The organism is Priestia sp. 10L35 (assembly GCF_056395685.1).
The window spans coordinates 1,080,287-1,092,603 of the sequence record NZ_JBFTKA010000001.1; the positions used below are offsets into that span (position 1 = coordinate 1,080,287).

Annotated in this window: 20 protein-coding genes; 11 read left to right on the forward strand and 9 right to left on the reverse strand. The window is 34.2% G+C overall.

The window, feature by feature from the left end; all coding sequences use genetic code 11:
* The first annotated feature begins 582 nt into the window (after positions 1-582).
* Positions 583-855 (forward strand): WGxxGxxG family protein, encoded by a 273-nt coding sequence (locus AC1DEF_RS05595; protein WP_028409822.1) that lies wholly within the window; start codon positions 583-585, stop codon positions 853-855.
* Positions 856-1,262: 407 nt separating this feature from the next.
* On the opposite strand, the gene AC1DEF_RS05600 is transcribed toward AC1DEF_RS05595, so the two are convergent.
* Positions 1,263-1,406 carry a hypothetical protein gene (locus tag AC1DEF_RS05600; protein WP_427075080.1) on the reverse strand — a complete coding sequence of 48 codons (144 nt, stop codon included), beginning with the start codon at positions 1,404-1,406 and terminating at the stop codon, positions 1,263-1,265.
* A gap of 253 nt (positions 1,407-1,659) precedes the next feature.
* Between AC1DEF_RS05600 and AC1DEF_RS05605 the strand changes: the two genes are divergently transcribed.
* Positions 1,660-1,923 carry a DUF3973 domain-containing protein gene (locus tag AC1DEF_RS05605; RefSeq protein ID WP_097823117.1) on the forward strand — a complete coding sequence of 88 codons (264 nt, stop codon included), beginning with the start codon at positions 1,660-1,662 and terminating at the stop codon, positions 1,921-1,923.
* A gap of 47 nt (positions 1,924-1,970) precedes the next feature.
* On the opposite strand, the gene AC1DEF_RS05610 is transcribed toward AC1DEF_RS05605, so the two are convergent.
* Positions 1,971-2,612: a DUF1232 domain-containing protein gene (locus AC1DEF_RS05610; RefSeq protein ID WP_097823116.1), complete on the reverse strand. Its 642-nt coding sequence runs from the start codon at positions 2,610-2,612 to the stop codon at positions 1,971-1,973.
* Positions 2,613-2,731: 119 nt separating this feature from the next.
* On the opposite strand from AC1DEF_RS05610, the gene AC1DEF_RS05615 reads away from it, so the two are divergent.
* Both AC1DEF_RS05615 and AC1DEF_RS05620 read left to right on the forward strand, forming a co-directional pair.
* Positions 2,732-3,313 carry a manganese efflux pump gene (locus AC1DEF_RS05615; RefSeq protein WP_043978600.1) on the forward strand — a complete coding sequence of 194 codons (582 nt, stop codon included), beginning with the start codon at positions 2,732-2,734 and terminating at the stop codon, positions 3,311-3,313.
* 425 nt (positions 3,314-3,738) lie between these two features.
* Positions 3,739-4,308, forward strand: a complete 570-nt coding sequence (locus AC1DEF_RS05620; RefSeq protein ID WP_097823115.1) for an MEDS domain-containing protein — start codon at positions 3,739-3,741, stop codon at positions 4,306-4,308.
* Positions 4,309-4,445: 137 nt separating this feature from the next.
* Here the strand turns inward: AC1DEF_RS05620 and AC1DEF_RS05625 are convergent, their stop codons facing one another.
* Together AC1DEF_RS05625 and AC1DEF_RS05630 are read right to left on the reverse strand one after the other, a co-directional pair.
* On the reverse strand, positions 4,446-4,898 hold the full coding sequence (locus tag AC1DEF_RS05625) for a DUF4288 domain-containing protein (RefSeq protein ID WP_097823114.1): 453 nt from the start codon (positions 4,896-4,898) through the stop codon (positions 4,446-4,448).
* A gap of 15 nt (positions 4,899-4,913) precedes the next feature.
* A complete protein-coding gene (locus AC1DEF_RS05630; protein ID WP_097823113.1) occupies positions 4,914-5,099 on the reverse strand; it encodes a hypothetical protein in 186 nt (61 codons plus the stop codon).
* Between the two features lie 109 nt (positions 5,100-5,208).
* On the opposite strand from AC1DEF_RS05630, the gene AC1DEF_RS05635 reads away from it, so the two are divergent.
* The 3 genes from AC1DEF_RS05635 to AC1DEF_RS05645 all read left to right on the forward strand — a co-directional run bounded on the left by AC1DEF_RS05635 (position 5,209) and on the right by AC1DEF_RS05645 (position 6,290).
* The gene (locus tag AC1DEF_RS05635) at positions 5,209-5,394 is read left to right on the forward strand and encodes a hypothetical protein (protein ID WP_025749995.1); all 186 of its coding nucleotides are present in this window, start codon (positions 5,209-5,211) and stop codon (positions 5,392-5,394) included.
* An 80-nt stretch (positions 5,395-5,474) separates the two neighbouring features.
* Positions 5,475-5,756: a hypothetical protein gene (locus AC1DEF_RS05640; RefSeq protein WP_025749994.1), complete on the forward strand. Its 282-nt coding sequence runs from the start codon at positions 5,475-5,477 to the stop codon at positions 5,754-5,756.
* 15 nt (positions 5,757-5,771) lie between these two features.
* A complete protein-coding gene (locus AC1DEF_RS05645; RefSeq protein WP_097823112.1) occupies positions 5,772-6,290 on the forward strand; it encodes a YfiT family bacillithiol transferase in 519 nt (172 codons plus the stop codon).
* A 204-nt stretch (positions 6,291-6,494) separates the two neighbouring features.
* Here AC1DEF_RS05645 and AC1DEF_RS05650 read toward each other — a convergent pair whose 3' ends face one another.
* The 5 genes from AC1DEF_RS05650 to AC1DEF_RS05670 form a co-directional block, all read right to left on the reverse strand.
* Positions 6,495-6,965: a hypothetical protein gene (locus AC1DEF_RS05650; protein ID WP_097823111.1), complete on the reverse strand. Its 471-nt coding sequence runs from the start codon at positions 6,963-6,965 to the stop codon at positions 6,495-6,497.
* Positions 6,966-6,969: 4 nt separating this feature from the next.
* On the reverse strand, positions 6,970-7,758 hold the full coding sequence (locus AC1DEF_RS05655) for a hypothetical protein (protein WP_097823110.1): 789 nt from the start codon (positions 7,756-7,758) through the stop codon (positions 6,970-6,972).
* Positions 7,759-8,281: 523 nt separating this feature from the next.
* Complete coding sequence (locus tag AC1DEF_RS05660) at positions 8,282-8,794, reverse strand: DUF3231 family protein (protein ID WP_013058453.1); 513 nt, start codon at positions 8,792-8,794, stop codon at positions 8,282-8,284.
* Positions 8,795-9,080: 286 nt separating this feature from the next.
* Positions 9,081-9,290: an alpha/beta-type small acid-soluble spore protein gene (locus AC1DEF_RS05665; RefSeq protein WP_013058452.1), complete on the reverse strand. Its 210-nt coding sequence runs from the start codon at positions 9,288-9,290 to the stop codon at positions 9,081-9,083.
* 345 nt (positions 9,291-9,635) lie between these two features.
* Entirely contained in the window at positions 9,636-9,791 is a 156-nt protein-coding gene (locus AC1DEF_RS05670; protein WP_477727314.1) for a hypothetical protein, read from the reverse strand.
* A 126-nt stretch (positions 9,792-9,917) separates the two neighbouring features.
* On the opposite strand from AC1DEF_RS05670, the gene AC1DEF_RS05675 reads away from it, so the two are divergent.
* The 4 genes from AC1DEF_RS05675 to AC1DEF_RS05690 all read left to right on the forward strand — a co-directional run bounded on the left by AC1DEF_RS05675 (position 9,918) and on the right by AC1DEF_RS05690 (position 12,251).
* On the forward strand, positions 9,918-10,124 hold the full coding sequence (locus AC1DEF_RS05675; RefSeq protein ID WP_025749973.1) for a hypothetical protein: 207 nt from the start codon (positions 9,918-9,920) through the stop codon (positions 10,122-10,124).
* A 539-nt stretch (positions 10,125-10,663) separates the two neighbouring features.
* Complete coding sequence (locus AC1DEF_RS05680) at positions 10,664-11,407, forward strand: HAD family hydrolase (protein WP_097823109.1); 744 nt, start codon at positions 10,664-10,666, stop codon at positions 11,405-11,407.
* Positions 11,408-11,537: 130 nt separating this feature from the next.
* Positions 11,538-11,726, forward strand: a complete 189-nt coding sequence (locus AC1DEF_RS05685) for a hypothetical protein (RefSeq protein ID WP_097823108.1) — start codon at positions 11,538-11,540, stop codon at positions 11,724-11,726.
* Between the two features lie 186 nt (positions 11,727-11,912).
* Entirely contained in the window at positions 11,913-12,251 is a 339-nt protein-coding gene (locus AC1DEF_RS05690; RefSeq protein WP_097823107.1) for a CotD family spore coat protein, read from the forward strand.
* Positions 12,252-12,317 lie beyond the last annotated feature (66 nt).

The following is a 12,317-nucleotide window of genomic DNA, read 5'->3' on the forward strand; positions in this document are numbered from 1 at the left end:
AAAATAAGGAAAAGCAGCCTCGGCATTGGCAAGCGAGGCTGCTTTTTTTAAAGGGTTCATTTATACGTATCTCAGCATAAATGACTACTAGATTTTAACATGTTTTTAAATGTAAATACTACTTTTGATTTGCTTTAACATAGGTATAAACGGCAGGCTTTTATGCAGCCTTCTCTATCCCTATTGATCATAGCCTATAAATAAGAATTGTATAAAAACTGCATATTCTATAAAAGTGAACCATCTAGAACCCTTACTCTCATTAGGGTTCTTTTTTTGATTTGTTCTGGAAGAAGCGGTTATGTAAAATAGTTATTTATATAATATTTAAGGGACAGAAATGAAAAAACTACCTTAGAGTTAGAAAAAAGGAAGTTTTTTCTATGATGTAATTAGATTTCATGAGTGATGCTTCATTGCATTTTAGTTAATTTGCTTAATAAATTATAAATATATTCATATTAATTTGGCTTCTTTAAGGTAGGTATTAATGAGCAGTTTCAAACAATAAATCTACTTAGCGAATAGTAACCAATAACGTTGGGAACTTTATCTATTAACAAAAGGAAAGGAGGAGAAAGTATGCGAAAAAAGTGGTCTGTTTTATTATGTACGTTAGCTTTAGCTATGATGACTTTCATCTTGCCGGTTAATGCTGAAAACAATAACGTAGATAGAGCGAATTATAATGATAACGTAAATACTTATAACGATGACGTAAATACTCGAAATGTCACTACAGCAACTGATGTGGATGATGACAATGATTCACCTTGGGAACTACTTGGATTATTAGGACTAGTTGGTCTTTTTGGTCTTAAAAGAAGAGATGATCGTGAAGAAAAAGTTCGTTAATATCTATTTTGCATGAGTAGAGATAAATAAAGGTTATCAAAGATTAGCTTTCTCTAGAGTCCACAAAGGTGTCTTCTAGCAATCAGGGGCACCTTTGTTATCTCCTACAAAGTACATTATGTTTACTGAATCCGTGTGGGCTTTACATAAAAAGCAGAAAAAACTCCCTATGTATTTCCGTAGGGAGCTTTTCTGCTAGGAGAATTATTCTCACATAGTCGATACATTGCGGTATCTTGAGTAGTTTAAGCAAAAAGTGGAATATTATTCGTTCTTTAACTAACAGTGTTTAGTTTTGATTTAGAGTTCAAGCTCCATAAGCTAAATAGTATGATCATTAATTAAAGTATAATGCTAGACTAAAGCGCTCCATCTGTTAATGAATAAATAAAGGGAAAAAGAACAAATCATAATCCAGTAATAAGCGAAATCCAGTTTTGTTGTGACTGCCACTCTAGTTTGTTAGTTCCCCAAAAAGACATGATCACTTGAAGGGTCCCAAATACAATGCTCGCTGAAGTAACTCCTGCATCGTATGAAAACCCAAGCATCTAAGGGGCAGTAACGAGCCAAATCCCCATTACAGCGTTCACAACACCTCTTGCTTTCATCATTCTCCCTCTTCAAAGTATGAAACTCTTCATGCTGTCATGATTAAACTATATGTTTGTAATTGACGTGTGTTGAGTATTCTTCAACGCCTGTTGAGATTTTTTCAACTTTTAATGTAGAAACAAGCACTTCTGTTGATGAGTTCTCATAAGATGTTTCAAAATCAAATATAAGAAAGAGAGTGGAAAACGAATGTACTATTGCGTTACTTGCTGCAGATTGCAAAATGAAAATGTTATTAAGAGTAAGCTGTTTGAAAATGGATTTTATATAGATCCATTTTTCGGAGAGAAAATCCCTTTAGGTATGTGTGCACATAGGTGTAACCATGAGCTATGCAAAAAAGAAAAAGTGATTAAAAAGATTGCGCCAAAGAAAGTATTTAAATTAAAGAAAGCAATAGAATATGTACCTGCTCATCGTCATGATCAAGAAAAAGTTCCATTTTCACAATAAATAGAGAACGGTATGCCGCGTTCATTTCACTTAATAGAAATCCATTGTTATTCCGTAAGTTGATTCATTACCAGTTGTACAGCTATTGCATCGTCTAAATAGCCGATTGGAAAGACATAGTCTGGGATAATATCGGTAGGCAAAATAAAATACAGTAGCGCACTTCCCAATATTGAGCGCTTGGAAGCTGATGTTTTTTCATCACAATATTCAAGGTACATTTGCTTTAATTGATCAATAAAGGTTCCGACGCTGCCGACTTGCTCTATTTTGGTTTGAAAGTTATTACAAATCATGCTGTGTCCTTCGTCTGTCTGTGCATATTGCTTATATTTTGTTAGTTCTTGTTCGACACGTTCAATCGTAAAGTTTGTATCTACTATATTAAAAGATTTAAGTATTTCTTGAATTTTATCAATGGAGTAATGAATGCCTGTTTCTAATTCATTTTCTGTATTGTTTGAAGCAGCTCCAGCAGGGTCAATTAATGCTTCAAGAGGAGTATTTAAATAGTGCGCAAATTGTTTTAAATGGTGTAGATTTGCTTGCTGTTTTCCATTTATAATCCGTGAGATAGTTGCCGTATCAATCCCCGTAAGTGAGCTAAGTTTCCGCATAGATAAAGCATTTTCCTTTAATAAAGACCTTAATAACAAACCAAGGCTTTGATCATTTTGGATGTTAGACATAGCGGTTCACCTCTTTATATTTTTCAACGCGCAGTAATCATTTTATTGAAGGTTTATCAACAATATATGCAACAAGGAAGCAAATCTCCTCAACATTATCAATAAAAGGAGAGTACAAAATGGAATGGTTATTCATATTAGGTTTTGCACTATCATCGAGTATAGATAACTTCGGTGTGGGAATATCATACGGAGTTCGAAAGGTAAGAATAAAATGGCTTTCTAATTTACTGATAGCGGCTATTTGTTTCCTCTTTAGCATGGTGGGGATTATGTTTGGCAGGTGGATTTCAACCATCTTGCCAGGGGTGTTCCATGTTATTGTAGCCGTCGTATTATTAACGCTAATCGGGATTCGCATTATTTTATTAGTTGGATCCCAAAGAAATAACGGAAGTGATGAATTAGATAGTAGTGGTCAAGAAAACGTACGATATATTGGTTGGATCGAAAGCAGTGTCCTAGGTGTTGCACTTTCAGCAAATGCACTTACAAACGGTCTGGGAGCAGGCTTGCTTGGTTTATCGCCTTTAGCTATTTCGCTTACATCAGCCTTTGGCAGTTTTATAACCGTATGGCTAGGAGTAATGGTGGGGAAAAAAGCCGCAAATGTTCAAATTGGAAAATTTACATTGAGTCAATTTGGAACGTTAATAAGTGGGATCACGATTTTAATTGTAGCTTTTACTCAAATATTTTAAAAGAAAAGGCGCCACTTGCTAAAGCAAGTGGCGTTTTTTCTTTGTATTTTGTAGTAACTAGTTTTAAAAGTTATACAAAGTAAAAAACAAATGGCTAATACTCCTATCAATGCTACATGAGAATTTATCGAATAAAGAGATAAATGAACTTAATTCTTTCATTATTTCTTATTAAGTTTTAATTGTATTTGAGAAGGGTACAGTATTCTTTAGCCAAAGCGCCAAAATAACTGGCGCAAACGTTATCTCATTTACCACATAGGCATACTATTCTAAAAAACAGCCGTATACCCTAAAACAAAGGGGAAACTATCTAATTTTGACAGATAAGAATGCAAAGCGTAGAATTGTTCTAATGAACAGGCAATTTACCAGTTTAAGAGTCTTAAAATTTAGGTTGATTTTATATAAGGGAGCGTACACACTTGAAAAATCAGTTTGCTCAATTGATACAGAATAATGAAAGCGTTCATATTTACTATAATATTGACGATATGAGAAGTTACTTAGACAATCTTGTGTCTTATATTGTTTCGGGGATTGAACAGGAGAGACATACCTTAGTTATAGAAAGTGAAAGACTAATTCCGCTGATTTTCAAAAGATTAGAGGGAATTTTAACTCAAGATCAATTAACATATATACATACCATTAATAATTTTGATTATTACTGTTCAAGTGGAAGTTTTCAGCCTGCCATAATTTTTGAACATCTTTCTAAACATTTAGAGCCTTTCTATAAAAACAATACGTCTTTTCAAATATGGGCTCATGTAGAGTGGGGACAGCAAGAAGGGATTATACCTATTTTAGAAGAGTTTGAAAATGAAGCAGACAAATTGGTGAATAACGGCGGATTATATTTAGTATGCGCGTATGATGAAGAGAGAGTACCAGAAGTTCTTAAACTGGCTTTAATGAAGTGCCATCCATACTTAATTTTAGAAAATGAAATTACTCCGTCTAATTTATATGTAATGACAGATGCAGTGTAAGTAATAATGGCCTTGGACATTATTTTTTAAAAGCAAAAGGTAAATAGAGAACAAATAAGGAGCCTTATTTAAGGCTCCTTATTTGTTGTTTCTCCAGAGTATGTATACCATAGTATCTTTATATCTAGTGTGAGTCTTCAATTAAAATCTCTATTCCTTAAAATGAAGCTTTTTCGTATCCGCTCTGTTTCATCTTCCGTAACTTCTGGATAGTGCCTAGATAAGACATTAGCTAAACTTTCTTCTTTAGGTATATGTAAAAAACGTGAATATACTTCCGTACCACTTGGGAACTCATCTTCTTCACATAAGAGGAAGGCATCTAAACTCTCAATCAATTGGAAATTCACAGTCTGATCATAAACGTTGGTATAGCTGTCTTCACATTCTTTTGCTTTCTTTTCTGCAATTTCATAGGCTTGAGCAAATGATTGGGCTTTAATTAATAAAATACTTTCTTCAAATATCTGATGTTCTTCATAATTTTCGTCAATCTTTTCTATATTAGGTTTACCGACTATTAAGTACTTATAAAGAATCTTTACCCCATACCATTGGACGTCTAACTCTTCGCTATTAGTTGTTTTCATATCAACTCTCCATTCTTAACTAAAGAAACCATAAGGAATTCCTAATATAATTACAAACGGTGCAATATACATAAATCCAAACATTATTTGGTCTAGAAAATGGTTTAAGCTCATTTGCTCGTAACCATCAGAAAAAGATAGTCCAGAAAGAACTAAGCTACCGCACAAGGTAGAAATCAAAAACGATATAACTTTTTTCATGATTCTATAATCTCCCTGGTTATTAATAAGTGTATTTTAACATTTAAAAGTAAAACAAGTGTAATTATGTTAAAATATAACTATATTTACTTTTTTGGTGGTGAAATAGATGGATAATCGAAGCTTGGGATTAGTTCTAGTCGGTACAGGAACAGTCTTTTTGATTTTGACTTTAACATTACATATTACGGGATTACTATATGGTGTTATTTTAGGTAGCAGCATCGTATTAAATGTTTCAGGTGCAGGTATACTTATGAAGTTTATAGCTGATAAAAAGCTGGCTAATCTGTAGAGGCGTTATAAAGTAAGGTCTCTTTTTTATGAATTTTATGTTGGGATTTATTTTATGGGAATGTTTGGGGGTATCCTACTTTGGAAATGAACTTTTTTTGGTTAGCGTTAGGATTGGCTGCCCTTGGTTATTTTATAGGCGACGGTTTAAAGAATTTCAGCAAACCTCAAAGAAAATCAAAATATCCTTATTTGATTAAAGAAAAAGATCTACACTATCACTTTCACTTAAGCAAAGGTGAAATTGAAGAACTGTTAACTAAATATCCCGGAGCTCCAAAGATAGAGCTGAAAGGGACTACCTATTATCCGTATCATCAATTCGTTGACTGGCTATCGTCTAATGAAATTTATAAGGTGTAAAGGAGAGGAAGAAATATGTTTAATCAATATCCTATTGGGAACTTTATCGTGAAAGAAAATATTCAGCCAGAAGATATTCAAAGGTGGATTCATGACATTGGATATGCACCAAAGCAATTAGCTGATGCTGTAGAAGGACTGACCAAAGAACAATTAGCTACGCCTTATCGAGAAGGCGGTTGGACATTAAGTCAAGTTGTCCATCATTTAGCTGACTCACATATGAATGCTTATACTCGTTTTAAATTAGGCTTAACAGAGCAAGCACCTACTATTAAGGCCTATGATGAAGTAGCTTGGTCAACTCTGCCTGATAATGATTTACCGATAGAAGTTTCTCTTCAACTTTTTTCAGCTTTACATAAGCGTCTTCATAAAGTTTTAAACTCACTTGATGAAAAAGATTTGAAGAAAATGATCCACCATCCTGAAAACGGGGAAGTGACGATTGAGCAATTAATAGCTACTTATGCCTGGCATGGAAAGCATCATGTTGCTCATATTACCACATTAAGAAATCAAAGAGGATGGTAGAATGGCATTTAACATATGTTAGAACTAAAAAAGCTCTTTTTAAGAGCTTTTTTGGTTCTAATAAATGAAATTATGCTAATTAAAGAGTATACAGCTTAAAAACAGGAAAACTCCCTCAATCCGTTAAGGAAGTTATCTCTAATCCTGAATAGTAATTCATTCATCCTGTATCTGGCCATTATATTGTACGGTGATGACTTATTTTTATAAGCCATCAGGTCTAACTTTTGAAACACCTAAGGCAAGATTTTTCCACAAAGTTTGTTCAACCGCTTCGGCGTCCGCAGCATGACAATCAACAATGAGTATGACTTCGGAATGTTTGCCACGTAGAAGCCGTTGATTTTTCCTGATTACTTTAAACATAAATAGTTTAATTCCTAATCCTAAGATAAATCCGCTAAAAGCACTAATAATCCCCCAATAAATAGGTCCCCAGCTTAGTTTAAAACCAATACTTGCACCAATGACTGAAAAGGCTGTGGCTAGAGCCATTCCTAAATCAATAAGAGAAACACCATCTGCTCGATGAAGGCTATCAAAAATCCGGCGGTCTTCCGTTCTATTATTAAGAGGAACGATAAATATGTCCTCTTTCTTTATTCCTTTTTTTTCTAGATCGGAAATAGCTAATTCTATGTAACTGGAGTATTCAAATGTAGAAAAGATTTGCATATTTTCACTCCACCTTTTTTCCTTTCACAATACAAAAGCTTGGGTGTTGATACATTTTCTCGAAGAAGTTTTTCTGCACTCTTTCAACAAGTTTATTATTCTCAACGGTATTCATATAGGAATCAAAGGTAGCAAAACCATATAGAGAAGGAAAAAATAACAACCATTCTTTATTTAAAACGGAAGTAGCCTGTTTTATTTCTCCTAAAAATAGAAGAGAAATACCCTCAAGTAGATGAGAATAATAAAAGAAAACGACTGCCCAAATGATAACAAAGAAAGCACCAATGATCCGATGAATATAGAGTTGTCCTAGACCTGGCATCAACAAGGACCAGATAACGGATAAGATGGGATTCCGTTTATCTAAATAGTTTATTTCCATGGATCCTATACTAAAGGAGTTGAACTGATGATTTTCTCTTTCAGCTAACACGTATATTTTATTTAAATCAACGGTTGTTCGGTAACTATCCCATATAGCAAAAATATAAACGGGAATATAAATAAGAAGCCATCTTGTATCAAGCACGTCTTTGGCCATATCAATGTTTCCTTGAAAAGAATAAATCATGGCTAAATTCACATGAGATTTAAGGTTTATAACGACCTCCCATATAAATAATACAAAGCCGCGAAGGTATTTAGACAGTAGCAAGTGCCCAAACCCTGGAAAAGCTGCTGACCACCAAGCAACAATATAGGGGTTTCTTAAATGAATTTGAGTCGTTCCAAAGGTACTAACATGAGCAATATAGCGTCTTGCAGTATTGTCATTTTTATAATTATCCATATACAATCTCCTATGGGTTGGAAGGAAATATACTTTTTATACCTATCATTCATATTTAATATGGTCTTGTTTACTTATTTTATGCAATCCATTGATATACACTTAATCTTTGTCAAAATGGAGAATTCGTTGATAAGAAAAAGCTCTTTATTTTTCCATAGAGAGCTTCTTTACATGTTATTTTTGAAATTTGGTATTATGTTAATGAAGAAGTAGTTCGATGCTTCACGGCCTCTTGGCTCGTTTGTTCAAGATCTAGCATTATGTTCACTAAGTTTTTATATTCTATACAACATAAAAACGGGAAAACTACTGCTCCTGTGCAGTAGTTTTCCTAGTCGTTAAAATATAGATGTTATGTTGATAATTCTCTATTGCATCTTGAGCAGGTTGCTCAAATTATCAATAACTCATGTACTAAAAAGAAAAACACACCTTAAATAAGGATTTCCAAACAATGTTTCGTAGAATGTGGTATGGTTCACTTAAATTGAAATCTTCACGTTTTATAGCAATTTTATTATCAACAATCCGTGTTTTTTGACTTGTGAAGAGGTGGTGGAACTAACCAGCCTTTTTCTTTGTTAAGTCGCAAAAACTTTCCACCAAGGGCTACTTTTTGCATGTGAATTTGACCAAACATTGCTGCAATATCTTCACGAATAGATTGGCCAATCAGTTGACTACAAGCAACTAGACCAGCAGCTATATCCAGTGAAATAGCCGCAGCAACTTCGGGATCTTGAACACGTGCACCTACTGGAATATCATCTAAACAAGCTTCTGGACGTTCAGGCGGAGTTGGAGGTAAAGCCACTCCATTTTCTTTTAATAGCTTTTCTACACCTTTCATTTCCTGCTGACATTGTTCAATCGTTTCTTGTACCAACTTATGTAGATCCTTGTCCCCTACATGATTTAGAAACGTTTGATAACCAGCTACTAATCCTTTTGAAGCAGAAAGAAACGACCATGTTCCAAATACTTCACCGTAATGCATCGGTTCATCTGTAGGATTTCCACTTAAAATACCCATTGTTATCCTCCTTAACATATTCATAATAATGTGCCACCTTTCTTACTATGCACACACTTAACGTCTCCATATCATGTTTTATTATTCTTCTAGATATAAAAAAGGAATTTTATCAGTGAATACAATCTACTATTTTACGTATACTATTCAAGCTGCCTTCTTTGGCAGTTTTTTGTTTTATCATGCTTTATGTGGCTTTCTGCTTATGACGATAAATAGAAAATGTCCATAATAAAAGGAAGAGTGGATACCCACTCCTCCTTCAGCCATCAATTATAAAGTTGTCTTAGAAACGTCCGCCGCCAAGTTGTTGCTCAGCTAATTGCACAAGACGCTTTGTGATTTCGCCACCTACTGATCCGTTTGCACGTGCAGTTGTATCAGCACCAAGGTTTACACCAAATTCGCTAGCGATTTCGTATTTCATTTGATCGATTGCTTGTTCAGCACCGTATACTAATAATTCATTGTTGTTGCTGCTTTTGTTGTTTGCCATGTTGTGTCACCTCCTTGTTTTTTTTAAGTTTCCTATTGTGGAAGAAATGCATTCGTGGTAAAAAATGGATTTTTTTATTTCCTCATCAGTGTGACAGACTAATTTTTTAGAAACAATCGATACTGTAAAAAGTGGGATTAGATGTTTCATTTCCTTCTGACTAAAAACTAAACGTTTGCCATGTGGAGGAGAGAAAATGACATTTCGTTTGTCATTCTTTTTTCATGTTCATGTGTATACTATTTGAATGACAAAAGACTAACTCTATAAAGAGTTAGTCTTTTGCTTGATGAAAACGATCAATATCCAAGGAGCAGCCTCAAAGGATTGCTTTTTATATCTATTTTAAGAGTTAGGTTTATTGATTCTAGCCATTGCTTCTTGGACTGCATTTACGATAAAAGGATCTTTTTCCTTCAAGTTATTCACGCTGATTTCACCTGAATGTAAACCTCTGCAAATTAAATTTTGACGCTTTAGTTTCCCCAGTTCGTAAAACAATTAAGCATGTTGTACATGGCTCTTTGCAACAAATATCTAATTAATTCTCGGGAAATAAAAATATAACTTAACCTTCCACTTATTTTATCTTCAAATTTTCAAACAATAGGGCTAGGAGGTGTTTTTATGCCAAAGAAAGACTTTACAGGCGTTGATAATTCAGGAATTGCAGAAAGAGTTGATTATAACAACTATAAAAATAAAGATAGCAATAATGACCCTACGCTTAACCGTATTGTCGAAGAAGATGGGCGTGCTCTTGATCCGAGGGAAACCTTAGAAAATTTCTTCACTGACCTTGAAGGCGAAGATCCACAAGAAATTACAACTTAATAAAAAAAGTAGAAAACGGCGGATCTTTTTTAGCGAAAAGACCTACGAAACGTAGATATTTTCATTAAAGAACCTGCTGTAAACGAGTTAACATGATTTGAAAAAATGAGGGCTATTAATAGAGGTGAAGTTAATGTCGCACACAGAAACTGAACGAACAACGTATATGTATGATCCTTTCACTATACAAGGTCTTGAAATGAATATACCTAAAGAAGGCGAAGGTAGCCAACCACTAATAAATCGTTCAGGACTGAGTACCTCTACGTTCAAAACCAACATGAATAGAAAACATTTTGAACGTTATATTTATTAGCAGGAATATCCTGCAGCTTTTTATCTTATAAAAAGATCCTTCTATTTTATACGCTAGAAGGGTCTTTCCACTAAATATTCTCATTTCAGTATAGTAAATCAACTGCTTATTCCTAACGTATTGGAGATTTTATCTTAGTTTTAGGTGTGAGTAGGTAACAAAAATGGTTAGTGTTTTTTCATATATACTGTCTGTACATCCATTGTAGAAAGGATTTAACGAAATGCAGAAGCAAACCTTACTTTTTAATTTAGACGATACGCTTGTTCACTGTAATAAATATTTTAGAGACACCATAAATGCTTTTGTGGCTCAATTGCAGGAATGGTTTGAGAATCTGACTAAGGAAGAAATAAAACAAAAGCAGTTAGAGATAGATTTAAAAAGTATCGAAAAGCATGGCCTTCACTCTTCCCGTTTTCCAGAATCATTAGTAGACACTTATTTATTTTTTAATGAACAAAATCATCAAGATATCCATGACGATAGAGTTGAAAGAGTCAAAAAAATTGGTCAAAGTGTATTTGAAGTACCGATAGAGCCTTTGCCAAATATGTATGAAGTATTAGATAAGCTTAAAGAACAAGGACATGATCTCTACTTGCACACAGGTGGAGACGAGAAAAATCAAGGTAGAAAAATTGTTCAGCTAGAGCTAGCTAAATACTTTGAAAAAAGGGTATTTATTTCTGAACAAAAAGATACATGTGCATTAAAAGAAATACTAAACCAAATTAAGTACGATCCAAAAAAGACTTGGATGATTGGCAATTCATTAAAAACCGATATAAGGCCGGCAGTAGAAGCTGGAATACATGCGATTCACGTACCTTCTGAACTGGAGTGGAGCTACAACCAAGTTAAAATTGATGTTGCGCCAAAAGGTAAATTGCTAACCGTTAATTCATTGGTGGAAGTTCCAGAAATCATCCAAAAGCATGCTCAAGAAACGGTTGTGTCCACCTAATATTAGGTCATATGTAAACACAATATACAGAAACAGCCAACCGTTGATTAAACCTTACCCAACAGTAGCCAGATAAAGTTCTTATGTTTCTTCTAATCAACTCACATACTATACAGAGGAGGTGACTGATATGGCAGATCAATCCAAAGAATCAGAAAAGATGATATGTGAAGATCATAATTCTCCAGTTGATGAAAGAAGCTATGATTTATACGAAGCGACGCGTAATTCACTTTTACGTAATGAATTAGACGATAAAAACACAACCATTTTAAATAATATTGATAACGCAGCGATGGATGTTAATCTTGAGGAATAATGGACATTAAAAAAACTTCTATTTCTTAGTCTCATAGCTATGTTACTAAGGATACACATTTCTTTTTCTCTTAGTAAAAAAGACCCTAAATAATTAGGGTCTTTTTTAGGTATTTGTCCAAACATTCTATGGTTGTTTCACATACAGTAATAGGAGTCTACTAACAGAAAGGAGAAGGTTTTTAATATGAGAAACAACTACCCTTATCAGCACTCTAATTACGGTGGTTATCAAGGGGCTATGTATCCTCAGCAAGGTAGCTGCGGTTATCCTCAAGCTAAACCTTGTGGTCAATTGCCTCCTCAAACCATGCCTGCTCAGTACGACCCAGTTAAACAAAATACATCTTTTACTGGTCAAGATATGTTTGTACCAGTGGTGCATCCTAGTCATACCACAAATGTTTATCAAAAAAATTATAAATATATGCACTCATTCCCGCATACAGAATCCGTTGTATGTCAGGAAACGCATCAACATTTTTGTGCTCCAAGCTGCCCTCCTAGACCTCGTCCTTGGTGCTGATAGGCAAAAAAGCCCCTTCATTTTAGCAATGAAGGGTTTTTACTATGTGAAATTTAGGATGTTATC

Bases quoted from the DNA above. Each gene is read 5' to 3' on its own strand.
- AC1DEF_RS05610 (WP_097823116.1), bottom strand. From the start codon at position 2,612: ATGTCTAACATCCAAAATGATCAAAGCCTTGGTTTGTTATTAAGGTCT.
- AC1DEF_RS05680 (WP_097823109.1), top strand. From the start codon at position 10,664: ATGCAGAAGCAAACCTTACTTTTTAATTTAGACGATACGCTTGTTCAC.
- AC1DEF_RS05645 (WP_097823112.1), top strand. From the start codon at position 5,772: ATGTTTAATCAATATCCTATTGGGAACTTTATCGTGAAAGAAAATATT.
- AC1DEF_RS05625 (WP_097823114.1), bottom strand. From the start codon at position 4,898: ATGAAAACAACTAATAGCGAAGAGTTAGACGTCCAATGGTATGGGGTA.
- AC1DEF_RS05635 (WP_025749995.1), top strand. From the start codon at position 5,209: ATGGATAATCGAAGCTTGGGATTAGTTCTAGTCGGTACAGGAACAGTC.
- AC1DEF_RS05650 (WP_097823111.1), bottom strand. From the start codon at position 6,965: ATGCAAATCTTTTCTACATTTGAATACTCCAGTTACATAGAATTAGCT.
- AC1DEF_RS05600 (WP_427075080.1), bottom strand. From the start codon at position 1,406: ATGCTTGGGTTTTCATACGATGCAGGAGTTACTTCAGCGAGCATTGTA.
- AC1DEF_RS05665 (WP_013058452.1), bottom strand. From the start codon at position 9,290: ATGGCAAACAACAAAAGCAGCAACAACAATGAATTATTAGTATACGGT.
- AC1DEF_RS05685 (WP_097823108.1), top strand. From the start codon at position 11,538: ATGGCAGATCAATCCAAAGAATCAGAAAAGATGATATGTGAAGATCAT.
- AC1DEF_RS05605 (WP_097823117.1), top strand. From the start codon at position 1,660: ATGTACTATTGCGTTACTTGCTGCAGATTGCAAAATGAAAATGTTATT.
- AC1DEF_RS05595 (WP_028409822.1), top strand. From the start codon at position 583: ATGCGAAAAAAGTGGTCTGTTTTATTATGTACGTTAGCTTTAGCTATG.
- AC1DEF_RS05615 (WP_043978600.1), top strand. From the start codon at position 2,732: ATGGAATGGTTATTCATATTAGGTTTTGCACTATCATCGAGTATAGAT.
- AC1DEF_RS05630 (WP_097823113.1), bottom strand. From the start codon at position 5,099: ATGAAAAAAGTTATATCGTTTTTGATTTCTACCTTGTGCGGTAGCTTA.
- AC1DEF_RS05690 (WP_097823107.1), top strand. From the start codon at position 11,913: ATGAGAAACAACTACCCTTATCAGCACTCTAATTACGGTGGTTATCAA.
- AC1DEF_RS05655 (WP_097823110.1), bottom strand. From the start codon at position 7,758: ATGGATAATTATAAAAATGACAATACTGCAAGACGCTATATTGCTCAT.
- AC1DEF_RS05660 (WP_013058453.1), bottom strand. From the start codon at position 8,794: ATGGGTATTTTAAGTGGAAATCCTACAGATGAACCGATGCATTACGGT.
- AC1DEF_RS05675 (WP_025749973.1), top strand. From the start codon at position 9,918: ATGCCAAAGAAAGACTTTACAGGCGTTGATAATTCAGGAATTGCAGAA.